This window comes from Micromonospora sp. WMMD558, assembly GCF_049315255.1.
Classification (GTDB): Bacteria; Actinomycetota; Actinomycetes; order Mycobacteriales; family Micromonosporaceae; genus Micromonospora.
This window is the reverse complement of the sequence record NZ_CP186061.1, coordinates 1,166,874-1,182,392: the sequence shown is the minus strand read 5'-3', so window position 1 is coordinate 1,182,392 and position 15,519 is coordinate 1,166,874. Positions and strand designations below refer to the sequence as shown.

The window sequence follows — 15,519 nt, the reverse complement described above, 5'->3', positions numbered from 1 at the left end:
TTTTCCGCCACCGGCCCCACTGGAAACTGAATTGTCAGTTGTTGACCTCGACCACCATCTGGCCGGTCGGGTCGAACCGCCCCGGAGGGCGGTGGTTGATCACGGAGTCGCGGGGGTCACGTACACCGTGGCGTACGAGTTGTCCTTCGCGGCCCGCTTGATGGTGATGGAGACGCCGTACGCGGCGCCCGCGTCACCGGGGTTGCCCGAGCCGAGCACGGTGAACCCGAGGTCCGTGCCGTACAGGCTGGTGGCCGGGGTGCCGTCCGCGTTGGTGATGCGGGTCGTGTAGGGCACGTTGCCCTTCGACGGGATCACCACGGACGCGTCGACGTCCCGGGCGAACAGCGACGAACCGCGCACCTCGATGCCCGGGTACCAGCCCTTGGCGTCGGTGAACGTCGACACCGCCGGCTGGGAACCGAAGTTCGTGCAGTACTCGCTGTACGGCTCGCCCGCCGCCTCCAGGCACTCCTTGAAGGGGTACGTGGGGTTGAGCGAGAAGGCCGCGTTCGCGGACTGCGGACGGCTGGGCAGGTTGTCCAGCGTTGACGGGTCCTTGACGGCCGCCTCACCCTGCCGGCGGTACGGGTCGAAGTGCGAGTCCACGATCAGCAGGCCGCCCTTCGAGCCGTAGCTCGGCAGCGCGGTCGACTGCGCCGTCACGTGGTTGACGTTGCCGAGCGCGGTGTCCCGGTACCAGACCAGCATGCCCGGGGCGTTGTACGCGATCTTGTCGACCTTCCAGGCGTCCCGCGAGTAGACCGTGTCGTACGCGTACTTCAGGCCCTCGTCGAAGCCGTCGAAGTTGCGCCACTCGGCCAGGTAGTAGTGCGCCTGAGTGGAGGTGCCGCTGTCGATGTGCCAGCCGGCGCCGGTGGTGTCGACGAAGGTGCCGCCGGTCGCGGTCCAGCCCGCCGTACCGTTCTCGACGTCGTCGCTCCACGTGGTGGCGCCGCCACCGGTGACTGAGAAGTCGTCGGCGAACCAGCCCTTCTCCAGGAACGCCTCGTCGGTGGCGTACCGGAGGCGGACCTGTACGGTCTGACCGGCGTACGCCGACAGGTCGACGTAGTCGTGCCGCCACCCGTGGGTGTCACCGGTGAGCCCGTACTTCTTGTTGCCGAAGTCGACCATTCGGCCGTTCGGGTCGGCGTAGCCGTCGTCGGTGGTGACCAGCTTGCCGGTCGCGTCGTAGACCTTCTGCTCGGCCCAGGTCGCGCCGCCGTCGGTCGAGACCTCGACGAAGCCGTAGTCCCAGTCCGCCTCGATGACGAAGTTGTTCCACATCCAGAACTTCGCGTCGGCCGCCGCCGGCACCGCCACCTGGCGGGCGATCTTGACGTCTGCCCAGTCCTGGTCGGCGCCGGAGTACCACATGTTCGCGCCGCTGTGCGGCTCCGCGAGGGTGATCACCTTGTTCGGCAGGTTGATCTTGATGCCGTCCTTGGTGCCCACCGGGGTCCGCGAATTCTGGCCCAGCTGGACGCTCCGCGGGTCCTCGCCCGGGTTGATCTGCAGCGGGTCGGCCCAGCCGAGGATCCACTTGTCCCAGAGACCCATGTGGGTCGGCAGTGCCTGGAAGATCTCGCCGGAGTGCGAACCCGACGACATCAGGTCCCAGAAGTCGACGTCCGAGTCGGCGTTGCCGGAGGTGTCGTAGAGGTCGGGCAGGCCGAGGTCGTGGCCGTACTCGTGGGCGAACACGCCGAGGCCGGCATCCTCCGGCTGCACGATGTAGTTCGACACCTTGAGCTGGGTGCCCGGGATGGTGTGGCCGCCGGCCACCGACGACGAGTGCGCCCAGACGGCGTAGGTGCCCTGCGCGCCACCGCCGGCCGACTTGCCCTTACCGGCGTGCACCAGCACCAGGTGGTCAATCACGCCGTCCGGCTCGAAGAAGTTGCCGTCACCGTCCCGGTCGGCCTGGTCCTCGATGTCGTAGTCCGCCCACGGGAAGTTCGGGTCCATCTTCGCGAGCGTGTCGATCGCGTCGGTGGCCAGCCGCCCCGCACCCTGCGGGTTGTCCGGGTGGCCGTTCATCGACTGCTGCCGACCGGCGACCCAGTTGCCGTTCTCGTCCTGGAAGCAACGGGAGGCCGCGTACCAGCCCTCGGAGTGCGGCACCTTGATCCACGGGCTGGCCTGCCCGTCGACCGTGTACGCGCCCTTGGACATCTCCAGGTACATGTTGCGCATCGTCCGGCCGGCCAGGCTGACGCCCGGCTTGCCGTCCGGCCCGGTCAGGTCGGTGCGGACCCGCTCGGTGATGCCCTCCGAGGTGTAGAGCATCTTGTCGTAGTGCGCCGGCGAGAAGTCCGGCACCCACATCGAGTTGTTGTCCAGCTTCGGCAGGCTGGCCGGGTTCGGGATGTTGTTGTGCAGCGGTCCGTTCTGCACGGTGCCGAGGACACAGCTCCGGTCCTCGAAGACCGTCTTGGGGACCATCACGTCGGTGAAGTCGTCGTTGGCGTTCTCGTTGAACTCCACCAGCAGGGTCAGCAGCTTGGCGGTCTGCGTACCCTTCGCCTGCTTGATCTGGCGCGGGCTCTTCCCGGTCTTGATCGCCTCGGCCTCGGTCTTCGCCAGCTGGCGCGCCGTCACCGGGTTGCCGCGGGCGAACTTGCGGTCGTACGCCCGAGCCTCGTCGACGGCGGGGGCGTGCAGGCCGCCCTTGCCCTTGACCTCGCGGCCCTCGGTGTCCGGCTGCACCGCCGGCTCGGCGTAGTTTATGTAGAACTCGTCCGCCCCGATGGTGGCCGGGGCCGGACCGGACTGGGCCGACGCCGCCGAACCCGTCACGGTCAGTGACGTGGCCGCGAGGGCGATTACGGGCAGCGCGACGAGTAGGCGTCTGCGCGACCCAGGTTGGGGATTTTTGTTCATGCCGCTCCGTTCTCGGGCATGGGGAGAGAGGGAAATCGGCCGGTGCCGCTCATCGATGTGATGTCGATCGAACCGGTCCGACCTGCGTGAACCTAAATCAGAAACATGTCGAACGACAAGGCTGAGGGCTGCCTGTGTCCGTTCAGCTTCTCCCGCCTCCCCCGACCGACCGATGTGACAGTTGTCGGCCCGCCCCGCCGGAGCGCGTCAGAGACGGCGGTGGGGTGGCGGTCCGCGCGGACCGCCACCCCACCCGGAGTACGCCTGTCGTCAGTCCTCGTCGGACTTGCCGCCGCCCATGCCCGTGGAGATCAGGTCCATCACGGACGAGTCCTGGAGCGTCGTCACGTCGCCGAGCGACCGGTGCTCCGCCACGTCCCGCAGCAGCCGCCGCATGATCTTGCCCGAGCGGGTCTTCGGCAGCTCCGGAACCAGCATGATCTGCCGCGGCTTGGCGATCGGACCCAACGTACGGGCGACGTGGTTGCGCAGGTCGGCGATGAGCTGCTCGCCCGCCTCACCGGCGGTGTCCGCGTTGCCGCGCGGGATGGCGAACGCGACGATCGCCTGCCCGGTGGTCGGGTCGGTCGCGCCGACGACCGCCGCCTCGGCCACCGACGGGTGCGACACGAGCGCCGACTCCACCTCCGTGGTGGAGATGTTGTGCCCCGACACCAGCATCACGTCGTCGACCCGGCCGAGCAGCCAGATGTGCCCGTCGTCGTCCTTCTTCGCGCCGTCACCGGCGAAGTAGACCCAGTCGTCGCCGGTGTTGGCGCCGGCGCCGAAGCGCGACCAGTACGTCTCCAGGAAGCGGTTGTCGTCGCCCCAGATCGTGCGGAGCATCGACGGCCACGGCTCGGTGAGCACCAGGTAGCCGCCGCCCCCATTCGGCACCGGCTGGCCCTGGTCGTCGACGACATCCGCCTTGATCCCCGGCAGCGGGGTCATCGCCGAGCCGGGCTTGGCCTCGGTCACGCCGGGCAGCGGCGAGATCATCATGGCGCCGGTCTCGGTCTGCCACCAGGTGTCCACGATGGGCAGCTCGCCCCGGCCGACGTGCTGCCTGTACCACATCCACGCCTCGGGGTTGATCGGCTCGCCGACGCTGCCCAGCAGCCGCAGCGACGTGAGCTCGAAGCCGGCGGGGATGTCCTCGCCCCACTTCATCATCGTGCGGATCAGCGTGGGCGCGGTGTACAGGATGGTGACCCGGTACCTGTTTACGATCTCCCAGAAGCGGCCCCTGTGCGGGGTGTCCGGGGTGCCCTCGTACATGACCTGCGTCGCGCCGTTGGAGAGCGGGCCGTACACGATGTAGGAGTGGCCGGTGACCCAGCCGATGTCGGCGGTGCACCAGTAGACGTCGGTGTCCGGCTTCAGGTCGAAGACGGCGTGGGTGGTGTACGACGCCTGGGTCAGGTATCCGCCCGTGGTGTGCAGGATGCCCTTCGGGCGGGCGGTGGTGCCGCTGGTGTAGAGGATGAACAGCGGGTGCTCGGCGTCGAACGCCTGCGGGGCGTGCTCCGTCGACGCCGTCTCCACCGTCTCGTGCCACCAGTGGTCCTTCTCCGACCAGGCGACCTCCTCGCCGGTGCGGCGGACCACGAGCACGTGCTCGACCGACGGGCACTGCGCCACCGCCTCGTCGACGGTCGGCTTGAGCGCGGACGGCTTGCCGCGCCGGTAGCCGCCGTCGGCGGTGATGACCACCTTCGCCGTGGCGTCCTGGATCCGGTTGGTCAGGGCGTCGGCCGAGAAGCCGCCGAAGACCACGCTGTGCGTGGCGCCGATCCGCGCGCACGCCAGCATCGCCACCGCGGCCTCCGGAACCATGGGCAGGTAGATCGCCACCCGGTCACCGGCCGTCACCCCCAGGCCGGTCAGCGCGTTCGCCGCCTGGCAGGTCAGCTCGTGCAGCTCGGCGTACGTGATGGTGCGGGTGTCGCCCGGCTCGCCCTCCCAGTGGATGGCGACCTTGTCGCCCCGCCCGGCCTCGACGTGCCGGTCGAGGCAGTTGTACGCCACGTTGAGCCGCCCACCGACGAACCACTTGGCGAACGGCGGCTTCGACCAGTCGAGCACCTCGTCCCAGCGCTTCGCCCAGGTGAGCCGGTCCGCCTGCTTCGCCCAGAAGGCCAGTCGGTCGGCGTCCGCCTCGCCGTACGCCTCGGCGGTGACGTTGGCGTTCGCGGCGAGTTCGGCCGGCGGCGGGAACTGGCGTGTCTCGTTCAGCAGATTGGCCAATGCCTCGCTCATGCCGTACTCCCTCGTCGCTCGGGGTGACCTGCGTCTCTCGGTGCAGAGGTTAGCCGGGCAGAGCGTTCGCAGGCGACCGCCGAGCGCCGAGCGGCCACTGAGGCGCGCCGGGCGGTGGCGGTGCAAGGAAGGGCCCCTTGTTAACGCTTCCGGTAGCGGAAGGGTCCCTTGTTAACACTCCAGCGGCGGTGCCGGCGAGTGGCGGCGGTCGCGTTCCGGGCGGCTCGCCCGCGGGGCGTACCGGGCGGTGGATAGCGTGACGGGGTGACCGACGACCCGCTCGCCCCGCTGCTCGCGCTCGCCGACGTCGCGCCCGCCGTGGAGCGGGCCCGCGAGCGTTTCGACCAGGCGCTCCGGCACCGCGCCTTGCGCCGGCACGGCGGCCAGGTCGCGGCCGAGGTCAGCCTCCGGTCCGCCGTGGCCAGCGCCGCCCTGGAGGGGTACGCGCACGAGCGCGAGGAGGTCCGCGCCGGGACGGTCACCGAGCCGGCGCTCCAGGGCGCGCTACGGGTCGCCGGGGCGCTGCCGGGGCTGACCGACCTGTGGCCGAAGGCGCCCCGGCAGGCCCTCGCGAAGCTGCACGTCCTCGCCGCGCGCGACGTGGTCGCCGAGGCGGAGCTGGGCCGGCCGGTGAACGACGTGGTGGTGGCCGCCCGCCTGGACGGGCTGGCCGGCCTCGCGGCGGGCGGTACGAGGGTTCCGCCCCTGCTGCTGGCCGCCGTGGTCCACGGCGAACTGCTGAACCTGCGGCCCTTCGCCGGCCCGTCCGGGGTGGTCGCCCGCGGCGCCGCCCGGCTGGTGCTGATGTCCTCCGGCTTCGACCCCCGTGGGCTGCTCGCCGTCGACGTGGGCCACCGGGAGCGGGAACCGGAGTACGTCGGGTCGGCGGGTGCCTTCGCCACCGGCACGCCGGACGGGCTGCGGTCGTGGCTGCGGCACTACATGAGCGCCGTCGAGGTCGGGGCCGACCAGCTCACCCGGATCGGCGACGAGGTGCTCGCGGCGGCGTAGTGCCCTGGTCAGCGCCGGGCCGCTTTGCTGATCTTGCTCTGGAGGGCTCGGCGGGCGATCGGGCCGAGGTCGTCCACGATCTCGATCAGCACGGCCAGCTGATCCAGCGCCGCCATCGCGCGTTCGGCGGCGGGCCGGTCGACCCCGTCGTACAGCTCCAGGCCGACGAACGCGGCCGACACCGCCCGGGCGAGCCCCGGGACGTCGGCGACCTCGGCGAACGGCGACCCACCGAGCAGCCGGCGCAGGACCCACTCGATCTCGTCCACCCAGAGCTGCAACGCCTCGGCGGTGGGGGCGGCGAGCCGTTCGTCGGTCTGGGCGCCCGCGAGCATCTGCGCCAGGACCGACACGTTGCCCAGCACACGCTCCTCCTCGTGGAGCGCCCGACCGACGTCGAGGAGTTCCCGCAGCGATCGGACCTTGCGAAGCCGCGCCGACCAGTGGGCGACGCGCTCTGCGGTTCCGGTACGGCACGCCGCCGCCAGCAACTCGTCGACGGTCCCGAAGTGGTAGAAGACCAACGCCTGGTTGACGCCGGCGGCGGCGGCGATGGTGCGGGCCGAGACGCCGGCGATGCCGTGCTGCCGGATCGCGGCGAGTGTGCCGTCGAGCAGTCGTCGCTTGGTGTCCGACATCGCTTCCCTCCCGGCAGGTGTGGCGACTGCGATCATCGCACCGGTCGTGGGCCGGGCCAGCGAGGTCACGCCGGGCGGCCGCAGGCTCCGGCCGGCCCGGGCGCCGGTGCGGTGTGCGAGTCGCGCGGACGACGGCGGCCGCCCCCCGGTGTCGTGTGACCGTCGCCGCCCGCGCACTCCTTGAGCGTTCGCTCAGGAACAGGGTAGGTTGATTTGAGCGTCCGCTCAATATCGCGGTCGCGCCGGGAGGCCCGGGGGCGAGAGGCCCAGGCGGGTGGGGCAAGGGGGGTGGGGTGCGGATGGGTCAGGCGGCCGGGGCGGTACGGGTGCGACGGTGCCGGCCGTACCAGGCGATGCCGATCGCCACACCCACCCCGACGCCGAGTGCGGCGGCCGCCACCGGGACGGCGGGGCGTTCGCGAAGCCGCCGGCCCAGCGGCACCGGGTGCCGGAACTCCAACACCGGCCAGGAGTTCTCCAGTGCGAGTTTCCGCAGCTGGCGGTCCGGGTTCACCGCGGTCGGGTGCCCCACGCACTCGAGCAGGGGCCGGTCGCTGTACGAGTCGGAGTACGCGTACGAGTCGGCGAGGTCGTACCCCCGCTTGAGTGCCAGTTCGCCGACCGCGTCGACCTTGCTCGGGCCGGCCGCGTAGAACTCGACCACCCCGCTGTAGCGACCGTCGACCACGCCCATCCGCGTGGCGATCACGTCGGTGACGCCGAGCAGTACGCCGATCGGCCGGACCATCTCCTCGCCCGAGGCGGAGACCAGGACGACGTCCCGCCCCGCCGCCTGGTGCTCCTCGATCAGGGCGGCGGCTTCCGCGTACACGTAGGGGTTGATCAGTTCGTGGAGCGTCTCCGCGACGATCTGGCGGACCTGCTCCACCGGCCAGCCCTTGCAGAGCGCGGCGAGGTAGTCCCGGGTGCGGGCCATGGTCTGCTCGTCGGTGCCGCCCAGCCGGAACATCAACTGCGCGTACGCCGACTTGACGACGTCACGCCGAGTGATCAGGCCGTCCCGGTAGAACGGCCGACCGAACGCCAGGGCACTCGACTTGGCGATGACGGTCTTGTCCAGATCGAAGAAAGCGGCGCTTCGGCCCACGGCGCGAAAGTCTAGTCGGATGGTCTATGGTCTGCGGGTGCCCGGGGGTCGCCGAGCCCCCGGACCTGCGGACCGGGCGACATCACGTTAGCTGTGCGTGACCGCGATCACACCCAGCGAACATGAATTCGCAGGGAGTGGAGGCTACACCACTCGACGTAGCCAGGTTCGCTCAGGCAGACTGTCGGCACGACGAGCGTTCATGTCTCGGACAACCAACAGACCCTCGGCGGTTGCACCCCCCGTGACCGCTGAGTGGTTCGGCTCGACCCCCCCGGAGCCGAACCTCCGACGACCCCCGTCTCCCCCCGACGGGGGTCGTCCCTTTCCCGGTCAAATGCTCCGCAGCAGGTAGCGCCCTTCCTCACCCTCGCCGAACCCCGGCGTCCAACGGCCTCCCTGCGCCGGACGAATGCGGCCAGAATGCGGGCGCCGGCGTAGCCGTCTGGCGTGTGCGTATAACGATTCAGCGTCGTCCACGCCTGTTCGCGGCCCATGACCTGCTGCACGAGGTTGGGGTTCCGCACGGTCACTGGGATGGTGCGGAACCGAAGAGCCGTTCTGCAGACCGGCGTGTCCGCCCGATTCCGATCTTGCTGCAGAAGGCCAGATAGGTCGTGACGAGAGCGGTATCCCACGTGCCGTCCTGTCGCAGTCGTTCGAAGACCTGACCAGGGTCGGCGTCGACGAACTGGAGCTTTCCTTCCCAGCGATCTTTTGCGTGGATCGAATGCAGGCGGGCGATCTGTTCAGAGGTGTGGCCAAGGTTGGCTAGACCGAAGAAGTTCCACTGGTAGAACCTCATGTCCACACCGAACGCGAGGAACTTGAAGTCTTCGGCGGACGCCCTGACGCCGAGTTCCTCCCAACAACCTCTTATCGCGGTGTTGAGGATGCTGAGTCGACCGCCGCCAATTGAATCGTGGTCTGAGTGAATCCCTTCAACGATGCTGAGATCGCGCTGGCCTGGGCGGGCGCGTGCGGTAGGGCGGCGCTGTGCGAGGATGACCTTGGCGTCGTCGGTGAATGCCAGAATTGTTACACCGATGCCGTTGGCGAGTGCCGGGATTGGGCGATGGATGGCACTTGCCACGCTGTCCTGGTTCGGAAAGTATTCACGGCGGAGGGTCGTGCGCGCCAGGTTTCCCGAGGCGTCAGGCCGCTCGAACTCCGAGTCCAACGACAGCGCTGTCGCCATGAAGGTGGCGTAGTCCGTTGCCAACCCTTCCAGGCGCAAGGTCACATCCTCCCAGGGAGCCGTCCGAGAGGTGTGGTAGCGCGACAGGGCCACCAGGGAGGTGCTGTTCCAGTTCGCCACTCCGCCCTGGGTGTTCGACTTTTCGCGTGCCAGCTGCCGGATTGCGCGATGCCTGGCACGGGCGATAGCCGGTGGAAGATCAGCGCGGACCTGGCGGAAATTTACCGCGATGTTGTCCGGCTCGAAGACGGTCTGTCCATCACCTTCGATCAAATGCACTTCCGTCGTGTAGCGCCCGATCGAAACGGCGCCGTCTGCCGCCTGGGTGTCATGGATCGCACTGGCCAAGCGGTTCCGGCGTCGTCGTGCCAGCCAACTTTTCCAACTGTCCTGCCAGTAGACGGTCATTGCCAGGCCGGCAGCCGCTCCGACCACTGCTCCAATCACCAGGAGCAGGATGTCCTTTACCACAACGGCGCCCCGCCTCCGCCGGAGCCCTTACCGCGCGCTGCGGTCTCCATAGCCACGTGCACATCCTGCCGTCAGGTGCTGACGGATGGAAGGTGCGAAATCCGGCTGCCCGGTGAGTGAGGTTCTGGTCCGGAGTTGCAGGGCCACGCCCTCAACGAGCGGTCATCCGTACGGCTACTGGTTCCGGCCGTGACTGTCCTGGGCTTCTTCCCGGCTGCCCGATTCCTCGGCCTTCCGGATCGCGGCCGCCGACGCCTGCCGGCACAGCCGGCGGTACTCGGCCGTCACCACCGCGAGCAGGAAAAGGTCCACGCCGAGCGCGGCGAGCGCCCCGAACTGGTTGACGGTGAAGCTGAAGATCTGCCCGAACAGCAGGTCGACCAGGAGCGCGAGCTTGAACAGCCGGAAGGCCCGCACCTGGTCGGTCGGGAGCAGCAAAGCCCCACGGATCCCGAGCACCGCCGTGATCAGCGCGGAGAGCGCGACCCCGAGCACGGCGCCCCATTCCCGCTGGTCGGGCAACTGGCCGGTGACCGCGTCCTCGAGGACTCTGAGCACCACGACGAAGGGCTCGCCGACGAGATACAGAACCACCAGCGACACCACCCACCGGTGGGTGGTCACCCAGGTCAGTGCCCGGCGGCCCCGGTCGAGCCAGGGCTGCCAGAACCGGGTGCCGGGTGGCTCCCGTCGGGGCACCGCGTCGAGCAGCCGGGCCACCGCCTCCTCCACCTCCGGGCCGCAACCGCGGACCAGCCGCGTCACCGCCGCACGGCGCCGAGGGGTGAGGCCGGTGCCGAGCCCGCCGACCACCGTGTACAGGGCGTTCGCCGTCCGCTCCTGGTCGGTGAGCCGGGTCCGGTCACGGATCGCCTGGGTGATCACCACCAGCACCGCGAACGAACCGTAGATGATGCCGGCGGCGGGGGCATAGAAGTAGTCGGTGCCGGCGGTGACGAACTTGCCGACCTCGTCGACGAAGAGGCCGAAGCCCGTCCCGCCCAGGATCGCGCCGAGGATGCGCGCCGCACTGCCGAGGAAGACCAGGGCAACGCCCAGACCCGCGGTCATCAGCAGGCCACCCCAGAGCACGTGCGCGATGTGGAGCCCGCCGCCGCCCAGCCTCGGGTAGCCGGCCGCCTGGAGGAAGGCCCGCGTGACCAGCACCGTCACCACCCCGGAGAGGACGAACGCCTGCAGGTACGACGGTGCCTCGAGGACCCGGGGCGGCATCGACCAGCGGGACGAACGAGCCGGCATGGTCCCGACGCTAGTAGGGGCGTCCCGTGCCCTGGGCCGGTTCGTCGGAAAGGTCGCGCCGTCGATCGCTCCGCCGGGGCGACCGCTCCCGGTCAATCGTCCGCTCCCCCGGGGTCGACTCCGGCGGCCGCTTTTCCGCGGCCGGGTGCCACCACCGGTCTCCGCCCTGTGCGGTCAGGCGGCGTCAGCAGGCACGGCCACCTCGACGGACGCGCTCCTACCGGACGGCGGGCATAGCAGATCAACTGCCGTTTCGGGCGTTGTCCACAGGTGGCTCCGTCGTCCACAGGCGCCGTCCGAGGGGCGGCGCGGCGGGGGCGGAGCGAGCAGGGTTCCGAACCAGCGAATCCGAGCCGACCGCTGGAGGCCGTGATGCCACCCCGCACCTCCGTACCACCCCCTCGGCGCCTGCCCCTGCTCGTCACGTCCGACAGTGACCTGCTCGACGACCTGCTGCGGCTCGCCGCAGCCGGCGGCGTCGAGGTGGACCTCGCGCCGGATCCGGCGGCCGCCCGGTCCCGCTGGGCGCCCGCCCCGCTGGTGCTCGTCGGCACCGACCAGGCCCAGCAGTGCCTGCGGGCGCGCCTGCCGTACCGGCGTCGCCTGGTGCTGGTCGGTCGCTCCGGCGACCTTGAGCCCGGCTGGGAGGTCGCCGATCTGATGGGAGCCGAGCACGTCGCCACCCTGCCCGCCGCCGAGCCCTGGCTGGTGGACCGGTTCGCCGAGTGCGGCCCGGACCAGCCGGTCCCCGGCGGGGCCCGGGCCGTGGCCGTCCTGGGCGGTCGTGGTGGGGCCGGCGCGAGCATCCTCGCCGGCGGTCTCGCCGTCACGGCCGCCCGGTCCCGACTCCGCACGCTCCTCGTCGACGCCGATCCCCTCGGCGGCGGACTGGATCTCGTGCTGGGCTGGGAACAGCTGGACGGGCTGCGCTGGCCGGCGCTGACCGACGCCGAGGGACGGGTCGACGCGCCGGCTCTGGTGCGTGCCCTGCCGAGCCGGGGCGACCTGGTGGTGCTCTCGTGGGACCGGGGCGATCTCCTGCCGCTGCCCGCCCCGGCGATGGCGGCGACCCTCGACGCCGCCCGGCGTGGTCGGGACGTCGTCGTGGTCGACCTGCCGCGGCATCTCGACGACGCGGCGGTGACCGCTCTCCAGGCCGTCGACCGGGCGTTCCTCGTCGTCCCCGCCGAGCTGCGGGCCACGGCCGCGGCCGCCCGGGTGGTCGCCGCCGTCGCGCCGCACTGCGCCGACCTGTCGCTGATCGTCCGGGGGCCGGCGCCGGGCCGGCTCAAGGCCGCCGAGGTCGCGCGCGCACTCGGGCTCCCGCTCGCCGGGACGTTGCGCCCCGAGCCCGGGCTCTGCCGGGGCCTGGAACGCGGCGAAGCCCCAGCCGCCGACGGTCGGGGTTCGCTGGCGGCCCTGTGCCAACGGATCGTCGGCGAGCTGACCGGAGCGCCCGCGGCGGGTGCGGCGTGACCGGGCCCACCGACGGGGACGCGCTCGCCGCCCGCGTCCGGCAGCGGATCGCATCCTCGTCCGCGCCGGTCACCCCGGCCGCGATCGTCTCCGCCGTACGCGCCGAACCGACCGCCGCCGTGCTCGGCGACACCACGCTGCTCCGCCTGGCCGACCGGGTGCACGACGACCTGGTGGGCGCCGGCCCGCTCGCTCCGCTGCTGGCGGACCCCGAGGTGACCGACGTGCTCGTCAACGGCGTCCGGGTGTGGATCGACCGGGGGCAGGGCCTCCAACAGGTCCCGGTGCCGGTGGGCTCGGTGGACGACGTCCGCCGGCTGGCGCAGCGGCTCGCGGCGGGCGCCGGGCGCCGGCTGGACGACGGCTCCCCGTACGTGGACGCGCGGCTCGCGGACGGCACCCGCCTGCACGCGGTGCTGCCCCCGGTGGCGACGGACGGGCCGTACCTGTCCCTGCGGACCTTCCGGCAGCGGCCGTTCACCCTCGACGAGCTGGTCCGCCAGGGCACCGTGCCGCGTCCGGTGGCCCCGGTGCTGTCCGCGGTGGTGGCGGCCCGGCTCGCGTACCTGGTCGTGGGCGGCACGGGCTCCGGAAAGACGACACTGCTCAACACGATGCTCGGTCTCGTCCCGGCCACGGAACGGATCGTGCTCGTCGAGGACGCCGCCGAGCTGCACCCGAACCACCCGCACGTGGTGGGCCTGCAGGCCCGGACCGCCAACGTGGAGGGCTCGGGCGCCATCGGCCTGACCGACCTGGTACGCCAGGCGTTGCGGATGCGACCGGACCGGCTGGTGGTGGGTGAGTGCCGCGGGCCGGAGGTCGTCGACCTGCTGGCCGCACTCAACACGGGCCACGAGGGCGGCGCCGGGACGCTGCACGCCAACACCCCGTCGGACGTGCCCGCCCGGCTGGAGGCGCTCGGTCTGCTGGGCGGCCTGCCCCGGCCCGCGCTGCACGCGCAGGTGGCGGCGGCGCTCCAGGTGGTGCTGCACGTCCGGCGGCTGACGCGCGGACGGGTGCTGGAGTCCGTCTGCCTGCTCCTGCCGGAGGGGCCCGACCGGCTGGTCAGCGCCGTGCCGGCGTGGGTCCGCGGTGGCGGCCCGGCGTCCGCCGCCCGACGGCTGGCGGAGTTGCTGAAGGGGCGGAACGTCGCGGTCCCCCCGATCCTGCACGGGCCCTGGCCCGGATCGGCGGGGCCGGCATGATCCCGCCGTACCTGCTGCTGACGCTGGTCCTGGTGACCCTGACGGCCGTCGCGTGCCGGCCGCTGCTGGTCATCCGTCGACGTGCGCCCGGTGCCGGCACTACGCCGGTCGTCGAGGATCCCCTGGTCGCGTGGGTGACCAGCCTGCGGCGCGACTTTCCCGCGCCGGTCGGTGGCGCGCGACCGGACCGGGACGAGACCTCGACATCGACTCCCGGCGACCTGCCCGCGGCCGGGCCGGCGACGAAGGTGGCGCGGATCCCGATCTCCCGGTCGAGGGTGGACACGCCGCAGGGCGAGCCGTCGCCGGCCGATCCGGGCCGGGCGTCGGTGGCGGGCCCGACCGGAGTGGGTGAGTGGTCGCCGGTTCCGGTCGGCCGGCCGGCCCGCTTGTCACGTGCGCCAGCGGCGGCCGACCTGCGCACGTCGCCTGGTACGCCGGGCACGCGTGGCCCGGGCCGCACCGGACCGCCGCCTCGGCGGGATTCCCGACGGCCGGGCGGGTCACCTCCGCCTGCCGGCGACGGCCGTCGGGCATCAACCTTCCGCACGGCGGTCGCCGGCTCGGGCCGGCCCGGAGCGACGGGCATGGCGGGTCGGCGTTGGTGGCCGGCTCCGGCGGCGTCGCCGAGGCGCGCCCTGCTGGTGGTCGGTGTGGTGACGGCAGCCCTGGGTGCCCTGGTGGGCGGTCCGGTGGCGGCGGTCGCCGCCGGGGCGTACGGCACGGTGGGAGTCCGCGCACTGCTGCGACGGGAGGCGTCGCGTAACGCCCGACGAGCCCGGAAGCAGCGGCTGGACCAGCTCTGTGACCTCGCCGCCGACCTGCGGGCCGGCCTGCCGGTGGCCCAGGCGGTCGCACTGTCGGCAGCCGTGACCGACGGATCGGGAGGTTCGCTGGCCCGGACCGCCGTGCACCTCGCCGACCGGACCGGCGCCCCGCTGGCGGAGCTGCTGGAGCGGATCGACGTGGACGCCCGCTCGGCCGACCGGGGCGTCGCCGCCGCGGCAGCCCAGGCGGCCGGCGCGCGGGCGACCGCCTGGCTCCTCGCGGCACTGCCGCTCGGGGGAATGGGCCTCGGGTACGGCATCGGCGTCGACCCGGTCGCCGTGCTCCTGCACACCCCCGTCGGCGGGGGTTGTGCCGTCCTGGCCGTCGCCCTACAGGTCGCCGGGCTGCTCTGGGCCGAACGGCTCACGTCGATCCCCGTGCGAGACGCGTGATGGTCCGGACGGTCCTGACCGTGGGCTGCCTGTCCGCGGGTGTGCTGCTGGCGTCGGCCCTGTGGACGAGCCGTCGCCCGGTACGTCGCCTACGGGACCTGCGGCGCGCCCCGGCCGCCCCGCGACGGATCCGTTCAGGGACCCCGGCGGACGCGTCCAGCCGGCAGCGGCGCCGGCTCCGGCCGGACAGGATCCGGCTCGTCGCGGCGTTCGTCGGCGTGGCCATCGTCGTGGTGGTCGGCGGCTGGCCGGGGCTCCTCGGCGCGCCGGTCGCCACCGTGGTGCTGGACCGGGCGCTGCGGCGGATCGAGTCGCCGGCCGTACGCGAGCGGCGCCGCCGGGAAGCGGAGGACCTCCCGCTCGCCGCGGATCTCCTGGCCTCGGCGATGCGCGCGGGCGCCCCGGTCGACCGTTCGGTGCTGGCCGTGGCGGAGGCGTTCGAGAGCCCGCTCGGGGAGCGTCTCGCCCGGGTCGGCCGGCTCCTTCGGCTCGGGGCCGACCCGGCGGAGGCGTGGGCGTCACTCGAACCGGTGCCCGGCGCCGAGCGGCTGATCGCGGCGGCGCTCCGCTCGGCGACCAGCGGTGCCGCCCTGGCCGGCGCGCTGACCCGCCTCGCCGGCGACCTGCGGGCCGACCGGGCCACGGCGGCCGAGGCGGCTGCCCGTCGGGCCGGGGTGCTGATCGTGCTGCCGTTGGGGCTCTGCTTCCTGCCGGCCTTCATTCTCGCCGGTCTGGTGCCGGTGATCGTCGCCATCCTCGGTGACGTGCTCTGACCGCCTTCGAG

The 15,519-nt window shown here is 72.0% G+C and carries 11 protein-coding genes and 1 pseudogene; 5 read left to right on the top strand and 7 right to left on the bottom strand.

Features of this window, described 5'->3' with window-relative positions; genetic code table 11:
- Nucleotides 1-99: 99 nt before the first annotated feature.
- On the bottom strand, nucleotides 100-2,802 hold the full coding sequence (locus tag ACN26Y_RS05700; RefSeq protein WP_422734432.1) for an immune inhibitor A domain-containing protein: 2,703 nt from the start codon (nucleotides 2,800-2,802) through the stop codon (nucleotides 100-102).
- Nucleotides 2,803-3,156: 354 nt separating this feature from the next.
- The gene (gene acs / locus ACN26Y_RS05695; RefSeq protein WP_422734431.1) at nucleotides 3,157-5,145 is read right to left on the bottom strand and encodes an acetate--CoA ligase; all 1,989 of its coding nucleotides are present in this window, start codon (nucleotides 5,143-5,145) and stop codon (nucleotides 3,157-3,159) included.
- 264 nt (nucleotides 5,146-5,409) lie between these two features.
- On the opposite strand from acs, the gene ACN26Y_RS05690 reads away from it, so the two are divergent.
- The gene (locus tag ACN26Y_RS05690; protein ID WP_155329267.1) at nucleotides 5,410-6,156 is read left to right on the top strand and encodes an oxidoreductase; all 747 of its coding nucleotides are present in this window, start codon (nucleotides 5,410-5,412) and stop codon (nucleotides 6,154-6,156) included.
- Nucleotides 6,157-6,164: 8 nt separating this feature from the next.
- On the opposite strand, the gene ACN26Y_RS05685 is transcribed toward ACN26Y_RS05690, so the two are convergent.
- From ACN26Y_RS05685 to ACN26Y_RS05665, 5 genes and pseudogenes are all read right to left on the bottom strand, one after another.
- Nucleotides 6,165-6,794, bottom strand: a complete 630-nt coding sequence (locus ACN26Y_RS05685; protein WP_155329266.1) for a TetR/AcrR family transcriptional regulator — start codon at nucleotides 6,792-6,794, stop codon at nucleotides 6,165-6,167.
- Nucleotides 6,695-6,964 (bottom strand): annotated as a pseudogene (locus ACN26Y_RS05680) (isoprenylcysteine carboxylmethyltransferase family protein); the annotation flags it as partial. The pseudogene ACN26Y_RS05680 and the gene ACN26Y_RS05685, both read right to left, overlap by 100 nt.
- A 134-nt stretch (nucleotides 6,965-7,098) precedes the next feature.
- Nucleotides 7,099-7,902 (bottom strand): HAD family hydrolase, encoded by an 804-nt coding sequence (locus tag ACN26Y_RS05675; RefSeq protein ID WP_155329265.1) that lies wholly within the window; start codon nucleotides 7,900-7,902, stop codon nucleotides 7,099-7,101.
- Between the two features lie 529 nt (nucleotides 7,903-8,431).
- Nucleotides 8,432-9,547 (bottom strand): hypothetical protein, encoded by a 1,116-nt coding sequence (locus tag ACN26Y_RS05670; protein WP_422734430.1) that lies wholly within the window; start codon nucleotides 9,545-9,547, stop codon nucleotides 8,432-8,434.
- A gap of 198 nt (nucleotides 9,548-9,745) precedes the next feature.
- Nucleotides 9,746-10,804, bottom strand: a complete 1,059-nt coding sequence (locus tag ACN26Y_RS05665) for a hypothetical protein (protein WP_230689139.1) — start codon at nucleotides 10,802-10,804, stop codon at nucleotides 9,746-9,748.
- Between the two features lie 399 nt (nucleotides 10,805-11,203).
- On the opposite strand from ACN26Y_RS05665, the gene ssd reads away from it, so the two are divergent.
- The 4 genes from ssd to ACN26Y_RS05645 are packed head-to-tail and all read left to right on the top strand — an operon-like array spanning nucleotide 11,204 to nucleotide 15,508.
- Nucleotides 11,204-12,307: a septum site-determining protein Ssd gene (ssd, locus tag ACN26Y_RS05660; protein WP_155329257.1), complete on the top strand. Its 1,104-nt coding sequence runs from the start codon at nucleotides 11,204-11,206 to the stop codon at nucleotides 12,305-12,307.
- On the top strand, nucleotides 12,304-13,515 hold the full coding sequence (locus ACN26Y_RS05655) for a TadA family conjugal transfer-associated ATPase (protein WP_155329256.1): 1,212 nt from the start codon (nucleotides 12,304-12,306) through the stop codon (nucleotides 13,513-13,515). Before ssd ends, ACN26Y_RS05655 begins: the two co-directional genes overlap by 4 nt.
- Entirely contained in the window at nucleotides 13,512-14,735 is a 1,224-nt protein-coding gene (locus ACN26Y_RS05650) for a hypothetical protein (protein WP_370463299.1), read from the top strand. Before ACN26Y_RS05655 ends, ACN26Y_RS05650 begins: the two co-directional genes overlap by 4 nt.
- Nucleotides 14,735-15,508, top strand: coding sequence for a type II secretion system F family protein (locus ACN26Y_RS05645; protein WP_422734429.1), 774 nt, complete (start codon nucleotides 14,735-14,737; stop codon nucleotides 15,506-15,508). Before ACN26Y_RS05650 ends, ACN26Y_RS05645 begins: the two co-directional genes overlap by 1 nt.
- Nucleotides 15,509-15,519 lie beyond the last annotated feature (11 nt).